Origin of the sequence: Devosia sp. A16 (assembly GCF_001402915.1) — a bacterium.
In the GTDB taxonomy this organism is placed as follows: Bacteria; Pseudomonadota; Alphaproteobacteria; order Rhizobiales; family Devosiaceae; genus Devosia_A.
Genome location: NZ_CP012945.1, coordinates 2,655,685 through 2,681,183 on the forward strand (window position 1 = coordinate 2,655,685; position 25,499 = coordinate 2,681,183).

Annotated in this window: 28 protein-coding genes; 9 read left to right on the forward strand and 19 right to left on the reverse strand. The window is 66.4% G+C overall.

What is annotated here, in order from left to right:
- Positions 1–17: 17 nt before the first annotated feature.
- Both APS40_RS12940 and APS40_RS12945 read right to left on the reverse strand, forming a co-directional pair.
- Positions 18–461 carry a GyrI-like domain-containing protein gene (locus APS40_RS12940; protein ID WP_055047443.1) on the reverse strand — a complete coding sequence of 148 codons (444 nt, stop codon included), beginning with the start codon at positions 459–461 and terminating at the stop codon, positions 18–20.
- On the reverse strand, positions 458–2,080 hold the full coding sequence (locus tag APS40_RS12945) for a GMC family oxidoreductase (RefSeq protein WP_055047444.1): 1,623 nt from the start codon (positions 2,078–2,080) through the stop codon (positions 458–460). Before APS40_RS12945 ends, APS40_RS12940 begins: the two co-directional genes overlap by 4 nt.
- 182 nt (positions 2,081–2,262) lie before the next feature.
- Here APS40_RS12945 and APS40_RS12950 point away from each other — a divergent pair, with 182 nt between their 5' ends.
- Positions 2,263–3,165: a hypothetical protein gene (locus tag APS40_RS12950; RefSeq protein ID WP_156342929.1), complete on the forward strand. Its 903-nt coding sequence runs from the start codon at positions 2,263–2,265 to the stop codon at positions 3,163–3,165.
- 2 nt (positions 3,166–3,167) lie between these two features.
- On the opposite strand, the gene APS40_RS12955 is transcribed toward APS40_RS12950, so the two are convergent.
- Together APS40_RS12955 and APS40_RS12960 are read right to left on the reverse strand one after the other, a co-directional pair.
- A complete protein-coding gene (locus APS40_RS12955; RefSeq protein ID WP_156342930.1) occupies positions 3,168–4,493 on the reverse strand; it encodes a phenylacetate--CoA ligase family protein in 1,326 nt (441 codons plus the stop codon).
- Positions 4,494–4,993: 500 nt separating this feature from the next.
- Positions 4,994–5,479, reverse strand: coding sequence for a DUF6622 family protein (locus APS40_RS12960; RefSeq protein WP_156342931.1), 486 nt, complete (start codon positions 5,477–5,479; stop codon positions 4,994–4,996).
- 111 nt (positions 5,480–5,590) lie between these two features.
- Between APS40_RS12960 and APS40_RS12965 the strand changes: the two genes are divergently transcribed.
- Complete coding sequence (locus APS40_RS12965) at positions 5,591–6,379, forward strand: LytTR family DNA-binding domain-containing protein (protein ID WP_055047448.1); 789 nt, start codon at positions 5,591–5,593, stop codon at positions 6,377–6,379.
- A gap of 92 nt (positions 6,380–6,471) precedes the next feature.
- On the opposite strand, the gene APS40_RS12970 is transcribed toward APS40_RS12965, so the two are convergent.
- Together APS40_RS12970 and trhO are read right to left on the reverse strand one after the other, a co-directional pair.
- Complete coding sequence (locus APS40_RS12970; RefSeq protein WP_236884100.1) at positions 6,472–7,419, reverse strand: LysR family transcriptional regulator; 948 nt, start codon at positions 7,417–7,419, stop codon at positions 6,472–6,474.
- Between the two features lie 197 nt (positions 7,420–7,616).
- Positions 7,617–8,663, reverse strand: a complete 1,047-nt coding sequence (gene trhO, locus APS40_RS12975; protein WP_055047450.1) for an oxygen-dependent tRNA uridine(34) hydroxylase TrhO — start codon at positions 8,661–8,663, stop codon at positions 7,617–7,619.
- 62 nt (positions 8,664–8,725) lie between these two features.
- On the opposite strand from trhO, the gene APS40_RS12980 reads away from it, so the two are divergent.
- On the forward strand, positions 8,726–9,754 hold the full coding sequence (locus APS40_RS12980; RefSeq protein ID WP_055047451.1) for an aldo/keto reductase: 1,029 nt from the start codon (positions 8,726–8,728) through the stop codon (positions 9,752–9,754).
- 159 nt (positions 9,755–9,913) lie between these two features.
- On the opposite strand, the gene APS40_RS12985 is transcribed toward APS40_RS12980, so the two are convergent.
- The 6 genes from APS40_RS12985 to rpmI form a co-directional block, all read right to left on the reverse strand.
- On the reverse strand, positions 9,914–11,218 hold the full coding sequence (locus APS40_RS12985; RefSeq protein ID WP_055047452.1) for an O-antigen ligase family protein: 1,305 nt from the start codon (positions 11,216–11,218) through the stop codon (positions 9,914–9,916).
- Between the two features lie 8 nt (positions 11,219–11,226).
- Entirely contained in the window at positions 11,227–13,635 is a 2,409-nt protein-coding gene (gene pheT / locus APS40_RS12990) for a phenylalanine--tRNA ligase subunit beta (protein ID WP_055047453.1), read from the reverse strand.
- The gene (locus tag APS40_RS12995; protein ID WP_055047454.1) at positions 13,632–14,285 is read right to left on the reverse strand and encodes a 3'-5' exoribonuclease; all 654 of its coding nucleotides are present in this window, start codon (positions 14,283–14,285) and stop codon (positions 13,632–13,634) included. Before APS40_RS12995 ends, pheT begins: the two co-directional genes overlap by 4 nt.
- Before the next feature lie 199 nt (positions 14,286–14,484).
- Positions 14,485–15,615, reverse strand: a complete 1,131-nt coding sequence (gene pheS, locus APS40_RS13000; protein ID WP_055047455.1) for a phenylalanine--tRNA ligase subunit alpha — start codon at positions 15,613–15,615, stop codon at positions 14,485–14,487.
- A gap of 122 nt (positions 15,616–15,737) precedes the next feature.
- On the reverse strand, positions 15,738–16,139 hold the full coding sequence (gene rplT / locus APS40_RS13005; RefSeq protein WP_055047456.1) for a 50S ribosomal protein L20: 402 nt from the start codon (positions 16,137–16,139) through the stop codon (positions 15,738–15,740).
- A 13-nt stretch (positions 16,140–16,152) separates the two neighbouring features.
- The gene (gene rpmI, locus APS40_RS13010; RefSeq protein ID WP_055047457.1) at positions 16,153–16,353 is read right to left on the reverse strand and encodes a 50S ribosomal protein L35; all 201 of its coding nucleotides are present in this window, start codon (positions 16,351–16,353) and stop codon (positions 16,153–16,155) included.
- Between the two features lie 214 nt (positions 16,354–16,567).
- Here rpmI and APS40_RS24905 point away from each other — a divergent pair, with 214 nt between their 5' ends.
- Positions 16,568–16,735 carry a hypothetical protein gene (locus APS40_RS24905; RefSeq protein ID WP_156342932.1) on the forward strand — a complete coding sequence of 56 codons (168 nt, stop codon included), beginning with the start codon at positions 16,568–16,570 and terminating at the stop codon, positions 16,733–16,735.
- Here the strand turns inward: APS40_RS24905 and APS40_RS13015 are convergent.
- From APS40_RS13015 to APS40_RS13025, 3 genes are all read right to left on the reverse strand, one after another.
- Positions 16,732–17,154 carry a MarR family winged helix-turn-helix transcriptional regulator gene (locus APS40_RS13015; protein WP_055047458.1) on the reverse strand — a complete coding sequence of 141 codons (423 nt, stop codon included), beginning with the start codon at positions 17,152–17,154 and terminating at the stop codon, positions 16,732–16,734. The two genes, APS40_RS24905 and APS40_RS13015, sit on opposite strands and share 4 nt — an antisense overlap.
- Positions 17,155–17,371: 217 nt before the next feature.
- Positions 17,372–18,154: a hypothetical protein gene (locus APS40_RS13020; RefSeq protein ID WP_055047459.1), complete on the reverse strand. Its 783-nt coding sequence runs from the start codon at positions 18,152–18,154 to the stop codon at positions 17,372–17,374.
- A 105-nt stretch (positions 18,155–18,259) separates the two neighbouring features.
- Positions 18,260–19,156, reverse strand: a complete 897-nt coding sequence (locus APS40_RS13025) for a LysR family transcriptional regulator (protein WP_055047460.1) — start codon at positions 19,154–19,156, stop codon at positions 18,260–18,262.
- A 104-nt stretch (positions 19,157–19,260) separates the two neighbouring features.
- On the opposite strand from APS40_RS13025, the gene APS40_RS13030 reads away from it, so the two are divergent.
- Both APS40_RS13030 and APS40_RS13035 read left to right on the forward strand, forming a co-directional pair.
- Positions 19,261–19,884 (forward strand): NADPH-dependent F420 reductase, encoded by a 624-nt coding sequence (locus tag APS40_RS13030; RefSeq protein ID WP_055047461.1) that lies wholly within the window; start codon positions 19,261–19,263, stop codon positions 19,882–19,884.
- A gap of 118 nt (positions 19,885–20,002) precedes the next feature.
- A complete protein-coding gene (locus tag APS40_RS13035) occupies positions 20,003–20,368 on the forward strand; it encodes a DUF423 domain-containing protein (RefSeq protein ID WP_055047462.1) in 366 nt (121 codons plus the stop codon).
- A 200-nt stretch (positions 20,369–20,568) separates the two neighbouring features.
- Here the strand turns inward: APS40_RS13035 and infC are convergent, their stop codons facing one another.
- Positions 20,569–21,105 (reverse strand): translation initiation factor IF-3, encoded by a 537-nt coding sequence (infC, locus tag APS40_RS13040; RefSeq protein ID WP_197279522.1) that lies wholly within the window; start codon positions 21,103–21,105, stop codon positions 20,569–20,571.
- Positions 21,106–21,290: 185 nt separating this feature from the next.
- On the opposite strand from infC, the gene APS40_RS13045 reads away from it, so the two are divergent.
- The 3 genes from APS40_RS13045 to APS40_RS13055 are packed head-to-tail and all read left to right on the forward strand — an operon-like array spanning position 21,291 to position 22,810.
- A complete protein-coding gene (locus tag APS40_RS13045) occupies positions 21,291–22,094 on the forward strand; it encodes an alpha/beta fold hydrolase (protein ID WP_236884101.1) in 804 nt (267 codons plus the stop codon).
- Positions 22,095–22,135: 41 nt separating this feature from the next.
- Positions 22,136–22,474, forward strand: coding sequence for a hypothetical protein (locus tag APS40_RS13050; RefSeq protein WP_055047465.1), 339 nt, complete (start codon positions 22,136–22,138; stop codon positions 22,472–22,474).
- Between the two features lie 36 nt (positions 22,475–22,510).
- A complete protein-coding gene (locus tag APS40_RS13055) occupies positions 22,511–22,810 on the forward strand; it encodes a hypothetical protein (RefSeq protein ID WP_055047466.1) in 300 nt (99 codons plus the stop codon).
- On the opposite strand, the gene APS40_RS13060 is transcribed toward APS40_RS13055, so the two are convergent.
- From APS40_RS13060 to queG, 3 genes are read right to left on the reverse strand one after another with little or no spacing between them, the layout of a single operon-like run.
- Positions 22,807–23,460, reverse strand: coding sequence for a GNAT family N-acetyltransferase (locus APS40_RS13060; RefSeq protein WP_055047467.1), 654 nt, complete (start codon positions 23,458–23,460; stop codon positions 22,807–22,809). The genes APS40_RS13055 and APS40_RS13060 overlap by 4 nt on opposite strands.
- On the reverse strand, positions 23,457–24,329 hold the full coding sequence (locus tag APS40_RS13065; protein ID WP_055047468.1) for an NAD-dependent epimerase/dehydratase family protein: 873 nt from the start codon (positions 24,327–24,329) through the stop codon (positions 23,457–23,459). Before APS40_RS13065 ends, APS40_RS13060 begins: the two co-directional genes overlap by 4 nt.
- A gap of 13 nt (positions 24,330–24,342) precedes the next feature.
- Positions 24,343–25,494 (reverse strand): tRNA epoxyqueuosine(34) reductase QueG, encoded by a 1,152-nt coding sequence (gene queG / locus APS40_RS13070; RefSeq protein ID WP_055047469.1) that lies wholly within the window; start codon positions 25,492–25,494, stop codon positions 24,343–24,345.
- Positions 25,495–25,499: the final 5 nt, after the last annotated feature.

The following is a 25,499-nucleotide window of genomic DNA, read 5'->3' on the forward strand; positions in this document are numbered from 1 at the left end:
GAAGGGGGGACTATCGTTCAGCCGAGGCGCAGCGGCTCGGGCTCGAGCGCCACATGCAGCTCGTGCCGGCCCGGCGGCAGCCCGGGAACGTAGCCGAAATCGAGCTTGTAGTCGGTGGCCTTCAGCCCCGCCACGGCGGCGTGGGCGTAGAGCTTCTCGAACCCACCGGCGATCCCGGCCAATGGCCCATCATGATGCAGTCGCAGGTAACGCTGCGCCGGGATGACGATCCGGACCATCCCATCGGGCACCTCGGTCTTTTTCGCCGCGAGATAGCCGACCAGTTCGCGGTAGATCCCGTTCTCGCGCGACAGCGACACTTCGAGGAACGAGCTGGCGCCGGTATCGGTCTCGAACAGCCGGGTCCAGGCGGCAGGCACCGCCCTGGGCAGCGCATCCCATGGCGCCTCGACCAGCACGCCGATGGCGATCATCTCGGGCAGTTCGATCGTCTCGATCATCGATGGTCCTCAGCGAGCAGCGTTGCCGCCTTGGACCCGATGGCCATGGCGGCGGCATTGGTATTGGCCGACGGAATGGCCGGAATGATGGAGCAGTCGATCACCCGCAACCCCTCGATGCCGCGCACCCGAAGCCGGGCATCGACCACCGCCATCGGATCGTCGTCGCGCCCCATCTTCAGCGAGCCCGAGGGGTGGTAATTGGTCTTCACCGTCTCCTGCGCAAAACGCGTCATGCCGGCAAGATCGGTCACGTCCTTGCCTGGCAGGATCTCTTCCTTGATCTTCGACAGGAACGGCTCGGTCTCCAGCAGCCGGCGCGCGTGCCGCATCGAGGCGAGGGTGAGCCGCAGGTCTTCCGGGTCGCCGAAGAAGTTGCAGTCGACCAGCGGCTGGGCCGCCGGATCGGCCGAGCGCAGCCGTACCGTGCCGCGCGCCTTAGGGCGGAGCAGGCACGAGGTGAAGGTGACGCCCCAGGTCGGTTTGGCTTTCGATACGTCGCGGTCCTGGTAGACGATCGGCGCGCAGTAAAGCTGGATGGTCGGCCGGTCGCCACCATCGGGATCGTAGAACAGGCAGGCCTCGATGCCGGTGGTGGTCACCGGGCCGGAGTTGAACAGCAGGTATTGCAGGCCGTTGCGCAGCATCGGCCAGCCCTTGTCCTGGCCGAAATAGCCCGACTTGCCCCTGGTGGTGGCGATCACCGGCACCTCGTGGTGGTCCTGCAGGTTCGCGCCGACCCCAGGGAGGTCGGCAATCACCGGGATCTGGAAATCGTCGAGATGGTCGGCCGGCCCGATGCCGCTCAGCATCAGCAGCTTGGCCGAGTTGTAGGTGCCGGCCGCCACCAGCACCTCGCGCGCCGCCCGCGCCTCGTGCGGGTCGCCATCGCGGCTATAGGCGACGCCGACGGCGCGGCCGTTCTCGATGAGGATGCGGTCGACCCGCGCCCCGGTGACGATGGTCAGCCGCCGGTCGCGCCGCAGCGGGTCGAGAAAGGCCGTCTTGGCGTCCGAGCGCCGCTTGTAGCGGCCCCATTGCCCGTAGGTGTGCTGCATGATGCCCACCCCGTTCTGCCGCTCGCCGTTGAAATCTGCGTTGTAGCGATGCCCGAGCCCCTGTGCCGCGAGCAGGAAATCCTCGGTGGTGTCGGAGATATGGCCGGGGTCGGAGACGCGGAGGTTGCCCGAGATGCCGTGATACTGGTTGTTGAACCGGGTGTTGCGCTCGAGCCCGCGGAAATGCCCGAGCATGTCGTCATAGGACCACTCGGCGCCGTTGCCGAGCCCGGCGGCCCAGCCGTCGTAATCTTCCTTCTGACCGCGCATGTAGACCATCGCATTGACCGCGCTGCCGCCGCCGAGCGCCTTGGCCACCGGCACGATCGGCGCCCGCCCGCCCAGTTGCGGCTGCGGCACCGTCTTGTGCATTTCGAGGAAGGTGTCTTCGGCCAGGTACTTCATGTACCCCGCCGGCATTGCCATGATCCGGTTGGTCGAACGCGGTCCGCGCTCGATGATCAGCACCGAATAGCCGAACTCCTTGACCAGCCGCATCGCCGCCACCGAGGCCGCCGAGCCGCCGCCGCAGATGATGAAATCGAAGCTCCGTTCGGCCATCTGGAATCCCTTGCAACCGGCCCGTTTTAGCTGCCTGCCGGGGCGTTGGATAGGCCGGCGCGCGCTTGGGATTCTGCAGCAATTCGGCAACTGCGCTGCCCTAATCCACCAGTAAACCGATGAGTCTGCTTGCCAGAATTCTGTTGTGGTGCAAGTTTTTCGCTCAGTTGTGAGGGCGGACCATGTCAGTTTTACGCGTGACGAAAGCAGCGCTGCTTGCCAGCGTGTTTACGATTCCCTTCGGTCTTGCGGCATCGGCCGCCGACCTGATCCTGTCGCCGGAGCCGATCGCCGACCAGTATGTCGACCTGGTGCTGCCCGCGGTTTCGGCGGTCAACGGCAAGCTGGAACTCGATTTCGGCGGGGTGACCGATCCCGACAGCGCCATCTTCCGGGCCGCAGGCTCGATCTCGGTGCCGATCGGTGAGCGCTTCGGCGTGCAGGGCGACGTTGCCGTCGGCAGCATCGATGGCGAGTGGGCTTTCGGTGGGGCGCTGCATGCCTTCACCCGCGATCCTTCCTCCTATCTGCTCGGCGTCACTGCCGGCGTGGTGGTCGTCGATGGGGCGCGCCTCGCCGCAGTCGGTCCCGAGGCGGAACTCTACCTCGATCGGATCAGCCTCGAAGGCTGGGCCGGCTGGGCGGCGCTCGACTATGACGACGCGTTGCTGACCGATGAAAACGGCTTCTTCGCCATGGGCGATGTGGCCTGGTACCCGACCGACGACTGGCGCATCAGCCTCGGCGGCGCCTCGATCCTGGGCCGCGAGTCGCTCAACCTCGCCACCGAATACCAGTTCAGCGACCTCGGCTTCCCGCTCTCGGGCGTCGGCGAAGTCCGCGCCTACGACACCGGTGCGTGGAGCGCCAGGATCGGCATCAAGGGCTACTTCGGCGAACCCGGCAAGAGCCTCATCGACCGCCACCGCCAGGACGACCCGCGCAACCGCGCACTCGACCTGTTCAGCGCGGCGGGGGATCTGTTCACGGCGACGCCGGATGAGCCTGGACTGGTGTGCATGGACCCCGAGATCCCGGTACCCGATGGTGAGGGCGGCATGGTCTGCGGGTATCCGCCTGCCTGACCTCAGGTGCCAGCCTCGATCGACGACCATTCATTGATGTACTCGATGAACTTGCCGGCGGCGGTCAGAGGTATGTCGCGGACGCGAACAAAGCGGACTTGGGCGTCTGAGAAAAAGCTGTCGCGGAACATTGCTATGGCCACGGCCTCATCGGCCGTGGCTTGGGGGCTCTGCGGCACATAGCGAATCTCGAACTCCAGCGGTCCAACCTGCGCGATCTGCCAGAATGTCGCTTGCAAAGCCGAGCGCGCCTTTTCGCTTAACATGGTGGCAATACGTCGCCCGTCCGGATGAGTGAAGATGGCAATGGAGCGACCCTCGACCGCCGCGATGGTCTGAAGATGCCGTCCGCACTGACAGGGAGAACCAAAGCGGGCGATATCGCCCTGATCGTAGCGGATCAGTGGCTGTGCGGTGCTGACGAACGGCGTGACGATGACGCGCCCACTCTCGCCTCGTGGGACTGCCCGACCGTCGGCATCCACAATTTCCACGAGCACGCTTTCGGCATTGATATGCATGCCATTGCCGGTGGGGCAGGGGTAAGCAATCTGCCCGGCCTCCTTTGAACTGTAGTGCTCGAGGGTGCGGGCGCCGAATACCCGCAAACAGGCAGCCTTGTCCTGGTCATCCGCGTGCCCGCCATGGGCCAGCACATAGTGCAGCTTGAGGTCGAGCCCCCTGCGCTCGACCTCAAGTGCCATGACATGCAGCGTCTTGGGGCCAGTGGAATAGTAGCGCGACGCCGTGCGCTGCAGGAACTCGATGTTCTGCTCCATGGACGCATTGCTGTGCAGTTCGATGACGCGGCCCAGCCGAGCCGAGGGGTCCCAAGGGGGGCCCCATGGGCCACGCACCAGACCGTCTGGATAGTTCGCACGTTCATCGGAGCCGGCACGGGCCGTGTAGGTGGCCGACCAGTCGAGATCGTGCCAGCGATGGGCGCGCCAGCGATTGGCATTGGCAGCAAGAACGGTAAGCCGGTTGCTGGTGATCTGAATCGGACGCCCGGTGGAGCCGGAACTGGAGATGGTCCCGGCAGCGCCATGCCCTTTCGGCATTTCGCGTGCCAGCATCTCGTCGCGGTGGGCGCTCATATCGTGGCGGGTGACGATCGGCAGTTCTTCCCACCGATCCCAGTCGATATCGCCGGAAGCGGTGAACACCGGATCGAGTCGCTTCTCGTAGAACGGCACATTGGCTCGGGCGTGCCGCAGCAACTGCGCCAGCTGGCTGCGCTGATAGGCCCGCATGGTCTCGGGGAGCCAATACTGGCTCTCCATCAGCATGTCGTAGAACTCGTGCTGTAAGTCGCGTGGCTGGGACATCAGGGGATTAAAGCCGAGCCGGACGACGGGGGCAACGTCAGGTTAGTCGCCGGTGCTCCTGGCCCACCACCCTTGATCCCTCCCCACAAGGGGCAGGGCTATCGCATATGAACAGGCACCGGGCTCTCAGTGGTCCTCCACCGCGCAGCGGGGGAGGGGATGAGGCCGGAGGCCTCACCCCGGGGGGACCAGCGAAGCTGGTGGAGGGGGCGGTCCCAAATACCGGCGTTTCCCGCCACCCCCTCCACCGCCTTCGGCGGTCCCCCTCCCCCGTTTCACGGTGGAGGAGCACGGAGAGGCTAGGGCGTAAGGCCATATGCGATAGCCCTGCCACAAAGGGGCGTGAGTCCCGACTGCGAAGCTTCGGTTCCATCGTCTCCCTCCCCTTGATGGGGAGGGTAGCGCAGCTGGCCGCGTCAGCGGGCTAGCGGAGCTGGGTGGGGTGGGGCGGCACTCGGGTTGTGCGCGCACGTGCGCCGCGTTCGCCGCAGGTCGATCTCTCACGCATAGGCGATGCGCAGGCGAACTCCGGTGCGGCTGAGGGTGAGGAAAGCGAAGAACCCCGAGAGCAGCGCGGTGACGAAGTGGAAGACGTCGCCCGCGGCGATCGTCGGCGCGGCGATCGAGACGACCGTGGTGACATAGCGGGTGGCAAAGATCGCCAGCAGCACGAAGAACGACACCCAGTCGCCCCTGAGGTGGACGAGGCCGCGTCGAACCTGCGTCGCGCCGGCGCGGCTTTCGAGCGCGAGGCCGGCGCCGGTCCCTGCGACGATGCCGAGGCCAAGCCCGGCCATCGCCGCCAGCGACCCGCCGAGCCCGGCGAGGTTCCAGCCGGCAAGGCCGAGGATGATCAGCGGCATCAGCACCAGTCGCGGGGCGCTGACGGTACGATCCTGGGTGCGCTTCAGCCCGATGACGATGAGCAGCGCCAGAACCGGCCAGACCCAGAACGGCGTGTGGGTGATGATATCGAGAGGGGACATGGGAACCTCGAGAAAGGGTGTGTCGCGGCGGGCTGCCGTGACTTGCCAGCCCGAGATCATCCGCTTAGCTCTAGGTCGAAATCTCGACTGCGCCGAACGCCCGGGAAATTCGTGGAACGCCAGCCGCTGCATTTCGCGCTTCGTGAAATACGGGCGCATCTGACCGACCGGCGCGTGCTCGCGGCGATGCTGGTGATTGCCTTGCTGCTCGGCCTGGTCGGCCCGTTCGGCACCCTCGAGACGATGAGCCTGGTGCAGCGCCTCGCCTATTGGGCGGCGATCGTCGTCAGCTCCTATGGCCTCGCCTACGCCGTGGCGCGGATGCTCTCACGCAGCTTCGGCATCGGCCGGCGGCTGCGATCCAGCTGGTCCCGGATACTGGTGTTCGGAGCCATCGCCGGCCTGCCGGTAACCGTCGCCGTATCTGCCGTCGACCTCGTGGCGCTGGGCCGGCTGCCGACCGATCTGCCCATGCTCTACCTGCAATGCACGCTGATCGGGCTTTGCGTCATGGCGATGCTGGAGATCGTCGATACGTCGCTCGGTCAGGCCGCCGCTCAACCATCACCGGCCCCGGCCCCGCCGGGGCCGCCGCCGATCGTCGAGCGGTTGCCGCCGCCGCAGCGCGGCAGGCTGGTCTCGCTCTCGGTCGCCGACCACTATGTCGAAGTGGTCACCGAACGCGGCAGGGGCCTGGTGCTGATCCGGCTCGGCGATGCCATCGGCGAAACCACCGGCGTGCCGGGCCTGCAGATCCATCGCTCGCACTGGGTGGCGCTGAGCGCCATCCGGCGCCTCGTCCGGACTGAGGGCAAGCCGATGCTCGAACTCGCCGACGGCCGCCGCCTGCCGGTCAGCCGCAGCTATATCGAGGCAGTACGCGAGGCGGGGTTCAGCTGACGTGCCCTCGGATGAACGCGGAAAGCCCAGCGATCACCGGGTGAGGGGTGGCGGGCACATGGCTACTCCACGGTGAATATCCACCACTTCGTCTACGCCGCGTTCGCCGCGGTCGGCGGCAGCAGCGTGGTTTCAAGGATGGTGCCGTTCTTCCGGCACTCCTCGGCAATCTCGGTGGCAAAATCCCTGAGCATCTCGCGGTCGAGCACGGCGGCGTTGCGCACCACCATGGCGATGTCGCGGTGCACCGGGTCGACATCGACCGGGGTGATCTCGGTCAGCCGCCCGGCGGCGATATCGTCTGCCACCGCCGAGTGGACGAAGAAGCCGATGCCTTCGCCGCGGATGGCGATGCGGCGGGCCGGCCCGGTGGGGAGTTCCACGGACACTGCGGCGCGGCGGAACAGCGCCAGCGCGGCGTCGGGGTAGACCTGCCACCAGTTGATCGAAATCAGCCGCGGCACGCGCCTGAGCACGTCCTCGATCCTCGGCTCGAGGCCGAGTTCCGCCGCGATCTGCGGCGTCGTCACCATCGGCACCCGCTCGCGCAACACCAATAGCGGCACGAGATCGGTGACCAGCGGATCGAGGTTGGGCCAGCACAGGATCCCCAGCTCGATGTCGCGCTCGCGCAGCATGGCGGCGATCTGGCTCTGCCGCCCCTCGTGGATCACCACGTCGACGGAGGGGTATTTCTGCTGGAAGCGCAGCAGCGACTCGGTCACCAGCGGCGACACGAGGCTGCGCAGCGAGCCGATCGAGACCCGGCCGCGCTCCACCCGGCGCAGTGCCTCCTTGGCCTCCTGCGCCGCCTGCAGGATGCGGCGCGCATAGGGCAGGAAGGTCATGCCCTGGTCGGTGAGCGCGATGTTGCGACCGCGATGGAACAACGGCACGCCCAAGAGATCCTCGAGCGCCCGCATCCGCATCGACACCGTCGCCTGCGTGACGTTGAGCCTCGCTGCCGCTTTGGTGAAGCTCAGATCCTGCGCGATCCGGTCGAAGGTTCTGATCTGGTCGAGGTCCATGATAGGCGACACTTATCGAATTGCACCACAAGGCCCCGGATGAGGCCGTTGCATTGGACATGCTGATAACGACGCCCGGCGAATGTCAACCGAAATATGTCAGTAATGCTGACCAATGTGGGTCGCGCCTAAAGGCCTCCTCACCCGGCGCTGCGCGCCGACCTCTCCCCCAACGGAGAGGTGAAGGGGGCACAATCTCACAGCCTGCGTCACCTCTCCCTGGGGGGAGAGGTCGGACCGCGTAGCGGTCCGGGTGAGGGGGCCTTCCGTGATGCCTCCCGCCGCGCCAGTCTCGCTGCCTTGTTGCGCGCCGCGGCCGCCGCAGCGTCATCGCCCAGATGCGCTTCGCCGCGCGCCCGCGCCAGTTCCATCTGCCGCTCGCGCTCGCTGGCCCCGGCGGGCGCCGCCTCGGCGCAACTGGCGCAGAGCGAACCCACCGCTTCGTCCGGCAGCATCGGGTTGCGGCAGGCCCGGCAGAGCACCGCCTCGCCTTCGCGGAGGCCATGCACCACCGAGACCCGCTCATCGAACACGAAGCACTCGCCGTTGAAGCGGCTGTCGCTCTCTGGCACCGTTTCGAGATATTTGAGGATGCCGCCCCTCAAATGGAACACCTCCTTGAACCCCTGCTGCAGCATATAGGCCGAGGCCTTCTCGCAGCGGATGCCGCCGGTGCAGAACATCGCGACCTTGGGGTGCTGCGCCGGGTCGAGTTTCGCCACGTAATCCTTGAACTCGGTAAAGCTCTGCGTCCCGGGATCGCGGGCATTGCTGAACGTGCCGAGCTTCACTTCGTAGTCGTTGCGGGTATCGATCAGCGTCACGTCGTTGCGGCTGATCAGCTTGTTCCAGTCCCGCGCCTCGACATAGGTGCCGCTGAGCCTGCTCGGGTCGGCCTCCGGCGCGCGCAAGGTGACGATCTCTGGTTTCAGCCGCACCTTCATCCTGAGGAACGGCATCTCGGTCGCCGTCGAGAACTTCGCCTCGGCGCCAGCCAGCCGGCCGGCCCAGAGCGGTGCGGTCTCGAACCACGCCATCAGCTCGTCGATCGCGCCGGGCGCGCCGGCGACCGTGCCGTTGATCCCTTCAGGCGCCAGGATGAAGGTGCCGCGAATACCGCGGGCGCAGCAGAACAGCGCCAGCTCCGGCTGCAGCGCCGCGCAATCTTTGAAATCCGCAAACTTGTAGAGCGCCAGCACCTTGAAACGGTTCAGGCGTTCGGACAGATTGGCGGCGGTTTCTTGAGGCTCGATCATTGCGGGCGGGTGTAGCATCCGCCGATGGCAACGGGCAAATCGGACAGGATTGGGAGGATGAGATGACCTATCGGGCCAACGACGCTCGCTATGGCAGCGGCATGCAGTATCGCTATACCGGACGTTCCGGGTTGAAGCTGCCGGTGATCAGCCTGGGGCTGTGGCAGAATTTCGGCGGCACGCGCGACTATCCCAGCGCCTTCGAGATGCTGAGCTACGCCTTCGACAAGGGCGTCACCCATTTCGACCTCGCCAACAATTATGGCCCCCCGCCGGGCGCCGCCGAAGAGCTGTTCGGCGACGTGATGGCGCGAGATTTCCGCCCCTATCGCGACGAGATGATCATCTCGTCCAAGGCCGGCTGGACCATGTGGGAGGGCCCCTACGGCGATCGCGGCTCGCGCAAATACATCATTGCTTCCGCCGACCAGAGCCTCAAGCGCATGGGGCTCGACTATGTCGATATCTTCTATTCGCACCGCTACGATCCCGAGACCCCGCTCGAAGAGACGATGGGGGCGCTGGCCCAGCTGCACCGGCAGGGCAAGGCGCTCTATGTCGGCATCTCGATGTACCCGGAACAGCAGACCCGCGAGGCGGTGCGGATTTTGAAGGACATGGGCGTGCCCTGCCTGATCCACCAGCCGAACTACTCGATCCTCAACCGCTGGATCGAAGAAGACGGCACCATGGCTGCCTGCGACGAGCTGGGCGTCGGCATCATCGCCTTCTCGCCGCTGCAGCAGGGGATCCTGTCGGGCAAGTACAACAGCCTCAAGGGCGACCTGAGCGGCACCCGCGCCTCGGAGAACTACTCGCTCTCGGCCAACCGGCTGGAGCCGCGCATCCTCGAAGCGGTGGACAAGCTCGGCGCCATTGCCAAGGCCCGCAGGCAGACCATGGTGCAGCTGGCGCTCGCCTGGGTGCTGCGCAGGAAAGAAGTCACCTCGGCGCTGATCGGCATTCGCACCCTCGAGCAGCTCAAGGATTGCCTCGGCGTGCTCGACAATCTCGAGCTGTCCGATGAGGAAATCGCCGCCATCGACGTGGCGGCCAAAGGCGGCCTGATCGACAGCCGGCCCGGGCGCTAGGTGGCGTACTGACAGAGACGGCCCCCTCCCGGCCTCCCCCATAAAGGGGGAGGTGAAGAGTCGAGGTTCGGTCTTCGATCGCGCCAAATACTCGATGCGGCACCTCCCCCTTTATGGGGGAGGATGGGAGGGGGCCGTCTCTATCGGTCTTTCGCCGCCCTAAGCCCGCTCATCCCGGCAATAGTTCAGCAGCACCGCCGTCAGCACCACATAGAGCGTGTTGTGCAGCGGAAAGCTCAGCATGGTGTCGGGCAGCCCCAGCACCAGGTAGCTGACCGACAACAGGCTGCAGCCATAGAGCCGGGTGCGGTACTGGCTGTCGCGCGGGCTGAAGATGCAGCTGACGATCGGCAGCACCAGCAGCAACAGGTAGACGACGAGGCCGAACAGGCCGGACGCGACGGCGAAGTTCAGCGCGTCGTTATGCAGATGCGGCAGCTGCGCGTGCACCAGTTCGTAGACCGCCAGGTAGGGGATGATTGCCGTCATCAACTGCCCCCAGCCATGCCCGAACAGCGGCGCATCGGTGAAGGCCTGCGCTCCCGCGCGGTAGAGGATGAAGCGGATGGTGGTGCCCAGGTCCGCCGGGTTATCGCCGCCGGCCAGCCGGCTGAGAATATCGAACATCGACGACGAGCGGGCGCCGGCGAGATCGGCGACATAGGCAACGAGGGCGAAGGCCGCGAGCACCGCGACGCTGACCGCTGCCGCCAGCAGCTTGTGCCGCACCAGCAGCAGCGCCGCGACGAACAGCAGCACCGGGAAGGCCACCAGCGCGGCGCGTGAGCCGGATGCGAAGATCACCGCCAGCGCCATCAGCGGTCCGAGCAGATAGATGAAGCGCTGTCGGCCCGTCGCCGCGGCTGCCCCGATCATGGCGAAAAAGCCCAATAGCAGCGCGGTGTTGGAGAGCCGGATCGGATCGGTGATGGGCGAGCCGAGCCCGGCCCGCTGCATGCCCTCGACATAGTTGAAATAGAGCGCCATCAGCAGGCCCGCGGCGCTGCCGAACAGCGCGAAATCGGCGAGCTTGCGGCTGTTCACCGGCGCCGCGGCGCGCCGGAACAGCAGCGCCAGTGGTGCATAGAGCAGCATGGCCGAAAAGTTGAGCGTCAGCAGCAGGTCCGATGGCTGCCGCATCGTCACCACGGCGCTGACGAACAGCAGCGTGAAGGCGCCGAGGAACAGCTTGGCGGGCAGGTCGAAACCGATCTTCACCGTCGCGCGCCGCACCGCGAAGAAGGCGAACACCGCCAGCGAAATCACCAGCAGCGCGTAGGTGGTGAGATAGCCCAGGATACAGCTGAGCCCGATCGCCACCACCAGCATGGCGCGCCGCAGCAGCGCCTCGCTGGCGGCGGCCGGGCTGAGCGGCGCCAGCGGCAACTCCGCGACCGGCAGCGGCAGCTCAGCGCCCTCGGGCGCCGCCTTGCCGATCGTCTCGCCTTTGCCGTCAGCCGTCATTGCCCGCCTCAGGTTCGGAGCACGCCGCCCGTCGCCTTGCTCACTGCCGCGACGACACTCGCCGCGACCTTCTCGATGTCCTCGTCGGTCAGTGTCTTGTCGCTCGGCTGCAGCGTCACCGCGATGCCGACCGACTTCTTGTCTTCGGCGATGCCCTTGCCCTCGAACACGTCGAACACCGACACTTCCGTGATCAGCGTTTTGTCGGCGTTCTTGGCGGCGCGCAGGATCGTTGCCGCCGGCACCGAGCGGTCGACGAGGAAGGCGAAATCCCGGCTCAGCGGCATCAGGTCGCTGAGTTTCAGCGCCGGCTTCGAACGGGTCGGCTTCTTGCGCGGTTCCGGAATGGCGTCGAGGTCGAGCTCGAATGCCGCGATCGGACCGGTAAGGTCGAACGCCTCCAGCTCGCTGGGGTGAACTTCGCCGAACCAGCCGATGGTGAGCTTGGGGCCGAGCTGGATACGCCCGCCGCGGCCCGGATGGCTCCACGCAGCGGGTTCGGCGACCAGCTGCAGCTTGTCGATGTCATGGCCCATGGCGTCGAGCAGCGCCGCGATATCGGCCTTGGCGTCGAACACCGAAACCTTGCCGGCGCCCGCCTGCCAGTGGCGCACCGCGCCGAGCCGGATGCCCGACGCATAAGTGCGCTGCCCCTCGGGCTGCACCGAGTGGAACACCTGGCCGACCTCGAACAGCTTCAGTTCGCTGACGCCACGATTGGTGTTGCGGCTAGCGGCGCCGAGCAGCCCCGGCAACAGCGACGGCCGCATGTCGGTGAGTTCCGAGGCGATCGGGTTGGCGAGCTTCAGCTCAGGCGCGCCGCCGCCGAAACGTCGGGCCTCGGCTTCGGGAATGAACGACCAGGTCACCGCCTCGTCGAGCCCGCGCGCCGCCAGCGTGCGGCGGGCAAGGCGGCGGCGGTTCTGCAATGTCGTCAGCATGCGCGGCGCCACGTGGTTGAGCCGCGGCAGCGGGTCCACCGGCACGTTGTCGACTCCCACCATGCGCATCACTTCCTCGGCGAGGTCGGCCTTCATTGTGACGTCAGGGCGCCACGATGGCACATGCACCTTGCGAGTGAGGCCGGTCCCCTCGAGCCTGAAGCCGAGCCGGCTGAGGATCGCTTCGATTTCGCTGGCCGAAGTCTCGAGGCCGGTCAGGCGCTCGACTTCGCTGAGCGGGAACTCGATAACGGTGTTGGGGAACACGTCCTCCCCGGAGATCACCGGCTGCATGGCTTCGCCGCCCACCAGCTCCAGCATCAGCCGGGTGGCGAGCTCGAGGCCGGGCTCGGTGAGCGCCGGATCGACCGAACGCTCCAGCCGATAGCGGGCGTCCGAGACGATGCCGGTCTTGCGGCCGGTCTGGGCGATGAGGTCAGGGTCCCAGCTGGCGCATTCCATCAGCACGTTCACCGTTTCTTCGGTCGTGCCCGAGCGGATGCCGCCCATCACGCCGCCGAGGCAGAGCGGGCCCAGCTCGTCGGCGATCACCGTCATGGTCTCGTCGAGCGCATAGACCTTGTTGTCGAGCGCGTCGAATTCTTCGCCCGGCCTGGCATTGCGCAGCACGGCCTGGCCGACGATCTTGTCGGCGTCATAGGCGTGCAGCGGCCGGCCCCAGCCGAGCGACACCAGGTTGGTGATATCGACCACTTTATTGATCGGCCTCAGCCCTACGGCGCGCAGCCGCTGCTTCAGCCAATCGGGCGACGGGCCGTTCTTGATGCCCTTGAAGTAGCGCCCGGCAAACTTGCGGATCGCCTTGGGCTCGCCGGCCGCGAACTGGTGCGGCAGCGGCGGGATCGGGCTCGGGCCCCTGGAGGGCACCGGCGACATGTCGGTCGGCTTCAGCTTGCCGATGCCGAACGCCGCGAGGTCGCGCGCCACCCCGTAGACGCCGGTAGCGTCGCCGCGGTTGGGGGTGATCGAGATATCGATCAGCGTGCTGCCGAGCTTGGCGTAATCGACATAGGCCATGCCGACCGGCGCGTCGGCGGGGAGCTCGATGATGCCGTCATGGTCGTTCGACAGCTCGAGTTCGGCGGCAGAACAGAGCATGCCGTTCGACGGCGCGCCGCGGATCACCACCCCGGCCTTCAGGGTGAAATCCTTGCCCGGGATATAGGTGTCGGGGAAAGCGAACACCGACTTCATCCCGGTCCGGGCATTGGGCGCGCCGCACACCACGTCGATCAGCGTGCCGCTACCCGCATCGACCTTGCAGAGGTTGAGATGATCAGAGTTGGGATGGGACTTGGCTTCCACCACGTGCGCCACCACGAACGGGCGCAGCTTTTCGGCGGTGTCGACGATCTCCTCGACCTCGAGCCCGACCATGGTCAGCGCCTTGCCGATCTCTTCGGCCGAGGCGGTGGTGTCGAGATGTTCTTTCAGCCAGTCGAGAGTGAACTTCATTTGTAGATGCTTTCGGTCGCTTCGATCCTGGGCAGCTGCCCACTGATCTCGAAGAGTTTGGCGAGGACATTGGCAAAGCCGCGCGCATCGTCGATGGCGCGGTGGGTGTGTTCGATATGGCCGTACCAGGCCGGCGGTACACGCTGCATGCCCCACTTGGTGTACTCGGCGCCGCGCAGGGTGCCGGCCATGGTGTAGAGGCAGATGCCGCCGCCGCGGAAAATCTGCCGGCTCTTGTACGGCCCGCCCAGCACGCGGGTGCCGGCGAACACCGACAGGTAGTGGTCCATCCACAACCCGTCGAAGATCATCGGCGCCGCCGCGAAGACGCGGAAGCCGGGCAGGCTCTCCACCCAGTCGGCATAGCGCGGCATCACCGATGCCGGATCCTCCGGGTTGTGCGTGGCATGCGTCCACGCTTCGGGCTGCGTCTGCCACCACGCCATGGTGTTGGGATCGGGCGTCCTGTCGATGCGTGGTGTCAGCACTGCCTCGAACTCATCGAGCACCTTGCCCGAGATATCGACCGCCACCGAGGCAAAGCTCAGCATCGAGCTTTCGAGCGGATTGTGCCCGTCGGACTCGATGTCGGTGACGACGAAGGTGCAGAGCTCGGACTGCCCCGGCGCGATGGGTGGCTGCAGGCTCATCGGCGACACCGGCTGGGCAAGAAAGGCCCCCTCACCCGGGCGGAGCCTGCCCTCGGGCGCAAAGCGACCCGGGGGGCCGACCTCTCCCCCCAGGGAGAGGTGTCCGCGTGGCGCGATCGTGCCACAGCTTCACCTCTCCCTCTGGGGGAGAGGTCGCCGCGCAGCGGCGGGTGAGGGGGCCTTTTGTGCGCCGCCAGCATCAGCTGCTGAGCCCCCCGAACAGCGTCGGCAGGTCCAGCGGCCGGAAGCCATAGTGATCGAGCCAGCGCTTGTCGGCGTCGAAGAAGGCGCGGAGGTCATTCATGCCGTATTTGAGCATGGCGATGCGATCGATGCCCATGCCCCAGGCAAAGCCCTGGTAGACATCGGGATCGAGCCCGCAATTGCGCAGGACGTTGGGATGCACCATCCCGCAGCCCAGGATCTCCAGCCAATCGCTGCCTTCGCCGATCTTCACCTCGGCACCCGAGCGGTCGCACTGCACATCGACTTCCATCGACGGCTCGGTGAACGGGAAGAAGCTCGGCCGGAAGCGGAGCGTCACGTTGTCGACCTCGAAGAAGGCCTTGAGGAACTCCTCCAGCACCCAGCGCAACTGGCCGATATGGCTGGATTTGTCGATGACGAGGCCCTCGACCTGGTGGAACATCGGCGTGTGCGTCTGGTCGGAGTCGTGCCGATAGGTGCGGCCGGGCATCACCACGCGGATCGGCGGATCGATCGCCGGCGTGAGGTAGGGCGCGGCGGGCTTCTCGTTGCTCTTCAGCATGGTGCGGATCTGCACCGGCGAGGTGTGGGTGCGCAGTACCCGCTTCACCCCATCCGGCGACGGCGCCATGAAGAAGGTGTCGTGCATCTCGCGCGCCGGGTGCCCCTCGGGGAAGTTGAGCGCGGTGAAGTTGTACCAGTCGGTTTCGATATCGGGCCCTTCGGCGATCGAGAATCCCATGTCGGAGAAGATCGCGGTGATCTCGTCGATCACCTGGCTGACCGGATGGATGCGGCCCTCGGCGGTGGGCGAGGGGCGAACCGGCAGGGTGACGTCGACCCGCTCGGACGCCAGGCGGGCATCGAGCGCGGCCTTGCCCAGTTCCGCCGCGCGGGCCTCGATCAGCGCCGTCACTTCGGTTTTCAGCCCGTTGATGGCGGCACCGGCCGATTTGCGTTCCTCCGGTGCGATGCCGCCGAGGGTGGCGAGGAGGGCGGAGACCGAGCCCTTCTTGCCGAGCGCTGCGACGCGCACGGCTTCGATGGCGCCTTCGTCGGCCGCGGCCGCGACGGCGGCGCCGATGTCGGCGCGGAGGGTGGCGATCTGAGCGTCGAGAGACATTTGAGAGTTCCGAGAATTGTGTTTCAGGGCCAAATGAAAAAGCCCCGCGCCATCCCCGGTTTCGGGGCGGCGCAAGGCTTAGCTTAGGGCCTCAGAAAAGGCGAGGGTGGTCTTACCGGCGCTTACGCGGAAACGCGCTGGTGCGTGGTGGTCTCGAGGTTCTCGAGATACCCCAGGGCCTTCTTGGCCTGGGCAACCAGCACGGCGAACGCTGCGGGCTCGGTGATCGCGAGATCGGAGAGCACCTTGCGGTCGACGGCAATCTCGGCCTTGCTGAGGCCGTCGATAAATCGACCGTAGGTCAGGCCGTGGTCGCGCACCGCGGCGTTGATGCGCTGGATCCAGAGCGCGCGGAAGTTGCGCTTCTTGACCCGGCGATCGCGGTACGCGTACTGGCCGGCCTTGTCGACGGCGGCCTTGGCGGTGCGGATGGTGTTCTTGCGGCGACCGTAAAAACCGGAGGCGGCCTTGAGAACTTTCTTGTGACGGGCGTGGGCGGTAACGCCTCTTTTAACGCGTGACATCTATCGGCGCTCCTTAACGGTTATACGGCATGTACCACTTGACCAGGCTTTCATCGCCCTTCTTGAGGATCTTGGTCCCCCGATGCGAGCGAATGTAGTCGGCGTCGTGGCTAAGGAGACGGTGCCGCTTGCCCGCGACGCCAGCCTTGACGCGGCCGGTCGCGGTCATCTTGAAGCGCTTCTTGGCGCCCGATTTAGTCTTCATCTTTGGCATTTTGCTGTCCTGGTTAGAGGCGGCTCAGATGAGCCCGCATTCGGGATCGCCACGGCATGCCTTTTGGCCGGGCGGCCCGTCGAGAAGGCGGGTGTATAGGGGGAAAGCGGTGCTGACGCAAGGGGAGTCAGCGCCGCTGTCATCGCGGCGTAATATCGCTCTGCAGTGATCGGGACAAGCGCCCGCCGAGGCGCGACGATCCGGGAGGCGTTCGATGCGTGATCTGTTTGCGCCGAGGCCGGCAAACCGCCGGCAGTTCTCCATCAGCAAGGCGCAGTTGCGCGGCGCCATCTGGCTGACGGCGCTCGCCGTCTTCGTGCTGCTGCCCAAGCCGTTCGCCGACACGGCGCCGTCGGCGGCCCAGGTGGCGGCGGAACGTTAGCCGCGGTTGGCGGCAGCCAGCTCGCTGAGGCCGTCGATCAGGTGCGCCGCCTCGGTCTTGGACAGGCTCGCCAGCGCCTTGCGGTCGGCGCGGGCGGCGGCGCTCGCCGCCTCGGGCAGCACGCTCTTGGCCTTGCTGCTGAGATACAGCCCCTGCGCCCGCCCCTTGCCGATCGAGGCCTTCTCGATCCAGCCATCTGCTTCAAGGCCACTGAGCGTACGGGCGACACCGGGTTGTTCGAGATCGAGGCGGGCCACCAGTTCGGCCTGCGTCAACCCTTCGCGCTCGGCGATTTCGCTGAGCGCGGTGAACTGCGCCGGGTGCAGCCCGAACGGCTCGAGCGCCTCGCGCAGATGGTTGGCCAGCCGGCGGGTCAGCTGGCTGGCGACGTGGAACAAGGTTTCCTTGTGGTCGAACACGGATCCCTCCCGGGAGCTGAGGGGGCATCATAGCGTGTTGTGACTTAAGGGGAGATTGCTGGGGGCCCACCGATAGTGACGGCCCCCTCCCGGCCTCCCCCATGAAGGGGGAGGTGAAGAGTCGAGGCTCTGTCTCCTATCGTGCCCGACGCACCGATGGGGCACCTCCCCCCTTGTGGGGGAGGATGGGAGGGGGCCGTCTCTATCAGTATGCACCCTACCGCACGATCTCCGACCACGGCCGCCCGCTGCGCGCCGCGCCGGCGGCGAGTGCAACCGAGCGCTTCTGCGCCGCGGTCAGTTCGTCCGAGACGATATTGGCGGCGTTTGCCGGATCGAGCATGGCGCGCGGGACCAGCAGCCGCTCAAAAAACCCCAGCGCCGCCCAGACATTGTCGGCCAGCGCCCCGGCCGGGCGGCGGCGCAGGGCCGCCCGGGTGGCGAGCTCGAGATAGTAGGATGGAAAATCCAGCCGGTTCTGGTCGCGCCAGAGCTTGAGCACCCGCACTTCCTCCTGCCAGCCGGCCTCATGGCTGTCGAGCACGTGCTGATGGAGGTTCGTGGTGATGGCGAGGCCGCGGCGGGCCGAGTAGATCTCGTGGATGTCGGAGATCATCGATAGCCGTTTGGCCGGCAGCAGGTCGACCACCAGATGTCCGAGGTTGAGCGCCAAGGTCACATCCCGGCGGGTCGGCGCGAGGCCCAGCCGCTGAAACGTCGTGAACATCGACTCGTAGATGTCCCCGATGCGGCGCGCCGACCGGGCGTGGATCCACACCACGCAGTCGATGCTGATGCCGCTGCGATTGGCCATCGCCTTCTCGAAGCTGCCGCCGGGCGTTACGTCGACGATGTCGCGGCTGCCCCAGGCATGGCACAGCGCCGCGATCTTGCTGTCGGGGCGCGCCAGATCGGCGATCGTCTCACGCGCAACCGCCTCGCGCGCCAGGATGCCGCGCAGGTAGTCGGATGCCGATACGGTACGCTCTGCCACACTCATGCTGGCATTTTACAAGAATGCGCTGCATCGGGCCAGTATTGCGACCGGTCCGATTCAGGTGTGGTTACCGAGAACAGTTCTTCGGGCACGAAGAACAGTATTGGCTCAGGCCGAGCTGTCCTTGAGGCCGCTGGCGATCGCTTCCATGAAAGCGCTCAATCGGCGGGGCACCAGCCGGCGCGACGGATAGACCAGGTGGATCGGCAGCGTCATGCGCTGCCAGTGCGGCAGCACCTCGACCAGCCGGCCGGTGCGGAGCGGCTCGGTGACGAGGTCCACGGGCAGGTAGACGATGCCGGCGCCTTCCAGCGCCGCCGCCAGTTGCGCCTCGCCATTGTCGATCTGCAGCCCGCCCTCGACCTCGGCGATCAGCGCGGTGCCGCCCGGGCCGATGAACGGCCAGCGGTTGCGCGGGCTCATGTTGAGGTTGAGGATGCAGCGGTGCTGCCGGAGTTCGTCCGGCGTCGCCGGCAGCCCGAACGCCGCCGCGTAGGCCGGCGAGGCGACGCAGCGGAAGCGATAGGTGCCGATGCGGCGGGCGATCATCGTCGAGGCCTGCAACTCACCGACCCGGATGGCGACGTCAAAGCCCTCGGCAATCAGGTCGGCGCGGCGATCGTTGAGACTGAGCTCGACTGTCACGGCGGGGTTCTCTTCGCAGAACCGCGCCACGATGCCGGCAAGCCGATGGATGCCGAGCGTCGCAGGACCCGTGGCGCGAATGCGGCCCGAGAGTTTGCCGGGTTCGGTCCGGGTGAGGTCATCGAGCTCGGCCACCGCCTCGAGCACCGTCTCGGCCTGGGCAAAGAAGCTCTCGCCCAGTTCCGTCAGCCGCTGTGCCCGCGTGGTGCGCTCGATCAGCCGGGCGCCATGATCTTCCTCCAGCGCCTGGATGCGGCGGCCGACCATGGCGGGCGAGATGCCGAGCAGCCGCGCCGCCCCGGCAAAGCTCCCGGCCTTGACCGTTGCAACGAAGGTTTCGAGGTTGCTGAGCTCGGCCATTCGATACTCCGGCGCAACAGTGAAGCGCAATCGGCGGTAATTCTATACCTTCCGACCCGGGCGTAGATAGAGGGCATCGCAATCGCAGCAGGGAGTTTTCTCCAATGACCACCACCGCAATTCTCGGTCTCGGCAATATGGGCAAGGGTCTCGCCAAGCGCCTGAGCGGCAAGACGCAGCTGGTCCTCGGCGCCTCCAACCCGGCCGCCGCCGCCGACTTCGCCACCTCGGTCGGCGCTTCCGTCACCGACTACAAGAACGCCGTCCTCGCCGCCGACATCGTCATCCTGGCGCTGCCCTATGGCGCCGCGCTCGAGCTCGCCGGCAAGCTGCCGCTCAACGGCAAGATCGTCGTCGACATCTCCAACCCGATAAAGGCCGATTTCTCCGGCCTCGCCATCGGTCACACCACGTCGGCGGCTGAGGAACTGCAGGCCGCGGCGCCTTCGGCCAAACTGGTCAAGGGCTACAACACCATCTTCGCGAGCCTGTTCGACAGCCCGGTCAGCACCACCCAGAATGTCCCGGTCTTCCTTGCCGGCAACGATGCCGCCGCGGTCGATGCCGTCGCCGAACTGGTGACGGCCTCGGGCTTTGCGGTCGAAAAGGTCGGCGGCCTCGATGGCGCCCGCCTGGTCGAGCCGGTCGGCATGCTGAACATCCGCTTCGGCTATGGCCTCGGCCAGGGCACCGCCATCGCCCCGACCTGGCTGAAGCTCGCCGCGTAAGCCTCAGCTCTTCTCCGAGATCTGAATAGCAGCAGGGCGCCATCTGGCGCCCTGCTTGCATCGTCATCGCAATCAGCGCGTAACGCTGCGACAGTCTCGGATCAGCCCGGAGCAGCCAATGTCGAATCCTACCCTCGCCTCCCGCCTGCTGCTGGTCGCCGCTGGCCTTTGCGGCGCGCTTGGCGTCGCCGCGGCCGCCCGCGCCAGCCATGCCGGCGACGATAACCTCGGCATCGCCGCAAACTTCCTCTTGCTGCATGCACCGGTGCTGATCGGGCTGAGCCTCATGGCGACGCGCATGGCTATTGCGGCGGGGGGCGTTCTGCTCGTCGGGTTGCTGCTGTTTGCCGGCGATCTCGCGGCGCGCTCGTTGCTCGGTGGGGCGCTGTTCCCGCTGGCCGCGCCGCTCGGTGGCGGCGGGCTGATCGTCGGCTGGCTGCTGGTGGTGCTGGCTGGAGTGGTGGGGTGGCGGCGCGCTGACTGATAGAGACGACCCCCTCCCATCCTCCCCCATGAAGGGGGAGGTGCCGGCCGGCGCGTCAGGCACGACCGAAGACCGAGCCTCGACTCTTCACCTCCCCCTTCATGGGGGAGGCCGGGAGGGGGCCGTCTGTTTCGGCTCAATCCCCAAAAACAAAGGGCGACCCGCAGGCCGCCCTTGTTCAACTCATGCTGCTGTCGCCCTCACTTCGGCGCCAGCACCATCACCATCTGGCGACCTTCCGAGCGCGGCGCGGATTCGACCTTGGCCTTGTCCTCGAGCTCGGCCTGCACCTTGACCAGCAACTGCATGCCCAGTTCTTGGTGCGCCATCTCGCGGCCGCGGAAGCGCATCGTCACCTTGACCCGATCGCCGTCCTCGAGGAAGCGGTGCACCGCCTTCATCTTGGTCTCGTAATCGTGCGTGTCGATGTTCGGACGCAGCTGGATTTCCTTGACCTCGATCACCTTCTGCTTCTTGCGCGCCTCGGCGGCCTTCTTCTGGGCAGCATATTTGAAGCGCCCAAGATCGAGCATCTTGGCGACCGGCGGGACCGAATTCGGGGAAATGATGACGAGATCGAGTCCCTGCTCCTGCGCCTCGGCCAAGGCCTCACGCGTCCGCACGACGCCACGGTTGGCGCCTTCGGCATCGATCAGCTGGACATCGGGGGAGGAGATATCTTCGTTGGATTGCGGCCCATCTTTCTGGGGCGCGACGGGTCTCATGGGACGACGAATGGGAGGCGATCCTTCGATTGTTACCGGAGCGGCGGGAAATCGCGGCTAAAATCGTGCTGCGTCGGCCATAAGTCAACACCGGCAGAGACAAGAAACAGCACCGAGGCGCGGTTTGGTGACAAACTGTTGCCGCGAAGGCTAACGCAAGGCAAAACGCCGGCAACCGAGAGATGGAGTCGGCAGGCATGGAACCCGCGGTTGAGTATCTGGAGGTGGGCGAAGGCAGCGCGGCGCGCCGCATCGCCATGCTGCGCCGCCCCGGCAGATCCCCCGGCATCTTCTGGCTCAACGGCTACCGCTCGGACATGCGGGGCACCAAGGCCACTGCGCTCGATACGTTCGGCGCCGAAAAGGGGCTTGCCGTCACCCGCCTCGATCATTCCGGCAATGGCCTGTCGGGTGGCGATTTTCTCGATGGCACGGTAAGCCGCTGGCTCGAGGAATCGCTGGCGGTGTTCGCGACGACCTCCGGGCCGCAGGTGATCGTCGGCTCCTCGCTCGGCGGCTGGCTGGCGCTGCTGCTGGCGCGCCAGCTGCGTCGGCAAGGGCAGGGCGACCGGATCAAGGCGCTGGTGCTGATCGCCCCGGCGGTGGATGCCACGGCCGAGCTGATGACCAAGCGGATGACGAAGGCGCAACTGGCGGCGCTGAAGCGCGACGGCGTGGTGCAGCGGTCCTCGCAATATTCCACCGAACCATATCCCTATACGGCGAGGCTGATCGAGGATGGCAACCAGCATCACCTGATGTTCGGTCGCGGCATCGATGTCGGCGCGCCGGTGACCATCCTGCAGGGTGGCAAGGACCCTGACGTGCCGCGCGAGCACGCCATGCGGCTGGTGCAGCACCTGCTCACCGACCCGGTGACCTTCACCCTGATCCCCGATGGCGATCATCGCCTGAGCCGGCCGGAGGACCTCGAGCTGCTGAAGGCAGCGGTAGAACGCGAAATCACCGCGCCGCCCGAGCAATTGGTGCTGGCGCTCTAGCTGCCGACGCGCCAACCTCGGTATAACGAGGGAAATCCGCAATGACCGAGATCACCGACGATTACATGCGCGACATGCTGGGCAAAGCGCACCCATACAGTGTGCTGGTGCTGAAGAAGGGCCCGAACTACCAGACTGAGGGCGACCGCAGCATCATCTGGGAACACGGCCGCCGCAATTTTGCGCTGCGCGCCGCCGGCCAGCTTGCCGTGGTGGTACCTCTCGCCACCGAAACCGAAATGGCGGGGATCGGGCTCTTTACCACCGGCGTCGAGGAAACCCGTGCGCTGATGCTCGACGATCCCGCCGTCAAAACCGGCTGGCTAACTTTCGAAGTCTATGCGGGTCGCAGCTTTCCTGGTGACAGCCTGCCCGGTTAGCTGGCTTACTTCAGGAAATCCTGCCGGGAGGCGCGCATGTGCGGACTTGTCGATGACGAGATGACCTTCTGGGGCAGCACGAACTCGTCCCTATTCCTTACCGCGGCGGCCGCAAGGGCAGTGTGCGCCACGGCAACTAGGAAAGGGCGTGTGGTGTGGCGCATTGAGGGGGGCATCTGGCATCGCCCTGGGTTCGAGGCGCGGTTGGATGCGATCTGGGACAGCAAGTCGGACTTGGATACTGCGTCGAACAACCGACTGGCCAGCCAGATGATCGCCGACGAAAACGAAGGCTGCGACACCTTCGTCATAACGCTGGAGCCGCTAGGGATCTAGGCCGCGTTCAGCGGCGTCCTCTGCCGTCCGTCCGCATCGAAATTGCCCGGAGCGAGCCAGCGCTCGAATTCGGCCTTCCTCGCCGGCCATTCGCTGTCAAGCATCGAGAACCACGCCGTATCGCGGTTCTCGCCCTTCATGATCATGTGCTGGCGGAACAAACCTTCGTAGCTGAAGCCGAAGCGTCTGGCGGCGCGCTTCGACGGTTCGTTCCGGTCGTTGCACTTCCACTCGAAGCGGCGATAGCCGAGCTCATCGAAAATGTGGCGGGCGAACAGGTAGAGCGCTTCGGTGGCGCGCGGCGTGCGGGCGATCGCCGGTCCCCAGTAGATCGAGCCGATCTCGATGACGCCATGCTCCGGCACGATGCGCATCAGCGCCTGGCGGCCACCGGCCTTGCCGGTCGATTTGTCGATGACGGCGAACAGCATCGGGTCGGCCTTACCCTCGACGCTCCGGATGAACGCCTCGGTGTCGGCCTGCGCCTTGGGCGCATAGTCGCCCAGATAGGCGAAACGCTCGTCGCCATCGACGACGTTCGAAGCTTCGAACAGGTCCGGCGCGTGCGCCATCGTCAGCGGCTCGAGCCGCACGTAGCGGCCCTCCAGCACCACGCGCTGCGGTGCAGCAGCAGGCTTTGGAGCGCTCATTGCCGGCCTTTCCAGATGGCGTCGAGACCTTCGCGATAAGTCGGATAGAGCAGGTCTGCGCCGAGCGCGGCCAGCACTTTCTTCGACGAAACGCGCTTGTTATCGGAATAAAAACTCCGCGCCATCGGCGTCATCTCGGCCGTCTCGAACGGCACTTCGGGCGGCGGCTCGATCCCCATGATATGCGCGGCATAGGTGACCAGATCCTGCGGTGGCGCCGGCTCGGTATCGGCGAGGTTGTAGGTGCCGTCGAGGTCGCTGAGCGCGGCGCGCGCCGTGATGCGGCCGATATCGGCGACATGAATGCGGTTGAACACCTGCCCGGCCTTGACGATCCGGCGCGCCGTGCCTTCGCGCAGCTTGTCGAAGGCCGAGCGGCCGGGCCCGTAAATGCCGGCCAGCCGCACGATGAACAGCGGCACCCCGCGTTCCCTCGCGTAGGCGCGCCATGCCGCCTCGGCCTCGACCCGCTGCTTGGAGCGGATGTTGATGGGGCGGGTGGGCGCGTCTTCATCGATCCATTCGCCGCCGAAATCGCCGTACACTCCGACCGTGGAGAAATAGCCGATCCATTCGAGGTTTGGCGCCGCGTCGAGGTCGGCGCGATGCAGGTTCAGCGCTGCGTCGCCGCGCTCGTCCGGCGGGATCGAGAGGATGACGTGCGTCGCCGCCCGCAGGTCTTCGCTCAGCGTCGTGCCCGGCACTTCGCCGTCGAATACGTGGATGCGGTAGGCCGAGTCGGCTTCCGACTCGGCGGCTTCGGCGCTGCGGGTGGTGCCGGCGACAGGAATTTCGGGATCAGCCAGCAGGTGCAGGGCGCGGGCAGTGGCGCGTGAAGAATATCCCATGCCGAAAAAGAACAGGCGCATCTCGGACGTAACTCTAGTTTGCGCGCGCCGGCTGGACGACCGCGCTCCACTCTGCCTGGACGCTGATGTCGCCTTCATCGGGCAAAAACGCAAGCGCCAGTGCGTCCGCGCGCGCTTTCGTCACAAGCCGCCTGACCGCCCACACCGCGGCGCCGCGGATCAGCGGCTCGGGGTCGCGCAGTCGCGCCTCGGCCAGCGGGGCCAACGCCGAGTCGCCGGAATTGCCGATGGCGATAAGCACGTTCCTCAGGAACCGGGCATGCCCGATGCGCTTGATTGGCGAGCCGGCGAACAGGCTGCGGAAGCCGGCATCGTCGAGCTGCACCAGATCGGCAAGGGCAGGCGACTTGAGCTCCTCGCGGGCCCTGAGTTTCATCTCATGGGTCGCCGAGGCGAACTTGTTCCACGGGCAGACCGCGAGGCAATCGTCGCAGCCATAGATGCGGTTACCCATCGGCGCGCGGAATTCCAGCGGGATCGGGCCGGGATGCTCGATATTGAGGTAGCTGAGGCAGCGCCGGGCATCGAGCTGGAACGGCGCCGGGAAGGCGCTGGTGGGGCAGATATCGAGGCAGCGCCGACAACTGCCGCAGCTCTCGGCATGCGGCGCGTCGGCCGGCAGCTCGGCGGCGGTGAAGATGGCGCCGAGAAACAGCCACGAGCCGTGCTCGCGACTGACCAGCACCGTATGCTTGCCCTGCCAGCCGATGCCCGCTGCCTCGCCCAGCGGCTTTTCCATCACCGGGGCAGTGTCGACGAACACCTTCACTTCGGCGCCGGTGCGGCGGTTCAACAGCCCCGCCAGCTCCTTGAGCTTGCCCTTGATGATGTCGTGGTAGTCGCGGTTGCGGGCATAGACCGAGATGTTGCCCGCCGAGCGCTGCTTCAGGTCGGCGATCGGGTCGCTGTCCGGCCCGTAGTTCATCCCGACCACGATCACCGACCGTGCCTCCGGCCACAAGGCCTCGGGCGAGCCGCGTCGCTCGGCGGTCTCGGCCATCCACGCCATCTCGCCGTGCCAGTCGCGCTGGAGAGCGATGTCGAGCTTTTCCGGCAGGTCGGGGCGTGCGTCGGCGCGCGCCACGCCGAAAGCTTCGAAACCCAGGGCTCTGGCGCGGTTCCGCAGTTCGGCGAGGAGGGGGATCTGGTCGTGCGCTGCTCTCACAGGGT

Bases quoted from the DNA above. Each gene is read 5' to 3' on its own strand.
- pheT (WP_055047453.1), bottom strand. From the start codon at position 13,635: ATGAAGTTCACTCTCGACTGGCTGAAAGAACATCTCGACACCACCGCC.
- APS40_RS12995 (WP_055047454.1), bottom strand. From the start codon at position 14,285: ATGAGCCTGCAGCCACCCATCGCGCCGGGGCAGTCCGAGCTCTGCACC.
- APS40_RS13055 (WP_055047466.1), top strand. From the start codon at position 22,511: ATGTGCGGACTTGTCGATGACGAGATGACCTTCTGGGGCAGCACGAAC.
- APS40_RS13025 (WP_055047460.1), bottom strand. From the start codon at position 19,156: ATGGCCGAGCTCAGCAACCTCGAAACCTTCGTTGCAACGGTCAAGGCC.
- APS40_RS13065 (WP_055047468.1), bottom strand. From the start codon at position 24,329: ATGCGCCTGTTCTTTTTCGGCATGGGATATTCTTCACGCGCCACTGCC.
- APS40_RS24905 (WP_156342932.1), top strand. From the start codon at position 16,568: ATGCGTGATCTGTTTGCGCCGAGGCCGGCAAACCGCCGGCAGTTCTCC.
- APS40_RS12980 (WP_055047451.1), top strand. From the start codon at position 8,726: ATGACCTATCGGGCCAACGACGCTCGCTATGGCAGCGGCATGCAGTAT.
- pheS (WP_055047455.1), bottom strand. From the start codon at position 15,615: ATGTCTCTCGACGCTCAGATCGCCACCCTCCGCGCCGACATCGGCGCC.
- APS40_RS12960 (WP_156342931.1), bottom strand. From the start codon at position 5,479: ATGTCCCCTCTCGATATCATCACCCACACGCCGTTCTGGGTCTGGCCG.
- rpmI (WP_055047457.1), bottom strand. From the start codon at position 16,353: ATGCCAAAGATGAAGACTAAATCGGGCGCCAAGAAGCGCTTCAAGATG.
- APS40_RS13020 (WP_055047459.1), bottom strand. From the start codon at position 18,154: ATGAGTGTGGCAGAGCGTACCGTATCGGCATCCGACTACCTGCGCGGC.
- APS40_RS13045 (WP_236884101.1), top strand. From the start codon at position 21,291: ATGGAACCCGCGGTTGAGTATCTGGAGGTGGGCGAAGGCAGCGCGGCG.
- APS40_RS12985 (WP_055047452.1), bottom strand. From the start codon at position 11,218: ATGACGGCTGACGGCAAAGGCGAGACGATCGGCAAGGCGGCGCCCGAG.
- rplT (WP_055047456.1), bottom strand. From the start codon at position 16,139: ATGTCACGCGTTAAAAGAGGCGTTACCGCCCACGCCCGTCACAAGAAA.
- APS40_RS12945 (WP_055047444.1), bottom strand. From the start codon at position 2,080: ATGGCCGAACGGAGCTTCGATTTCATCATCTGCGGCGGCGGCTCGGCG.
- APS40_RS13060 (WP_055047467.1), bottom strand. From the start codon at position 23,460: ATGAGCGCTCCAAAGCCTGCTGCTGCACCGCAGCGCGTGGTGCTGGAG.
- APS40_RS12950 (WP_156342929.1), top strand. From the start codon at position 2,263: ATGTCAGTTTTACGCGTGACGAAAGCAGCGCTGCTTGCCAGCGTGTTT.
- APS40_RS13050 (WP_055047465.1), top strand. From the start codon at position 22,136: ATGACCGAGATCACCGACGATTACATGCGCGACATGCTGGGCAAAGCG.
- APS40_RS12955 (WP_156342930.1), bottom strand. From the start codon at position 4,493: ATGTCCCAGCCACGCGACTTACAGCACGAGTTCTACGACATGCTGATG.
- APS40_RS13030 (WP_055047461.1), top strand. From the start codon at position 19,261: ATGACCACCACCGCAATTCTCGGTCTCGGCAATATGGGCAAGGGTCTC.
- APS40_RS12940 (WP_055047443.1), bottom strand. From the start codon at position 461: ATGATCGAGACGATCGAACTGCCCGAGATGATCGCCATCGGCGTGCTG.
- APS40_RS13035 (WP_055047462.1), top strand. From the start codon at position 20,003: ATGTCGAATCCTACCCTCGCCTCCCGCCTGCTGCTGGTCGCCGCTGGC.
- trhO (WP_055047450.1), bottom strand. From the start codon at position 8,663: ATGATCGAGCCTCAAGAAACCGCCGCCAATCTGTCCGAACGCCTGAAC.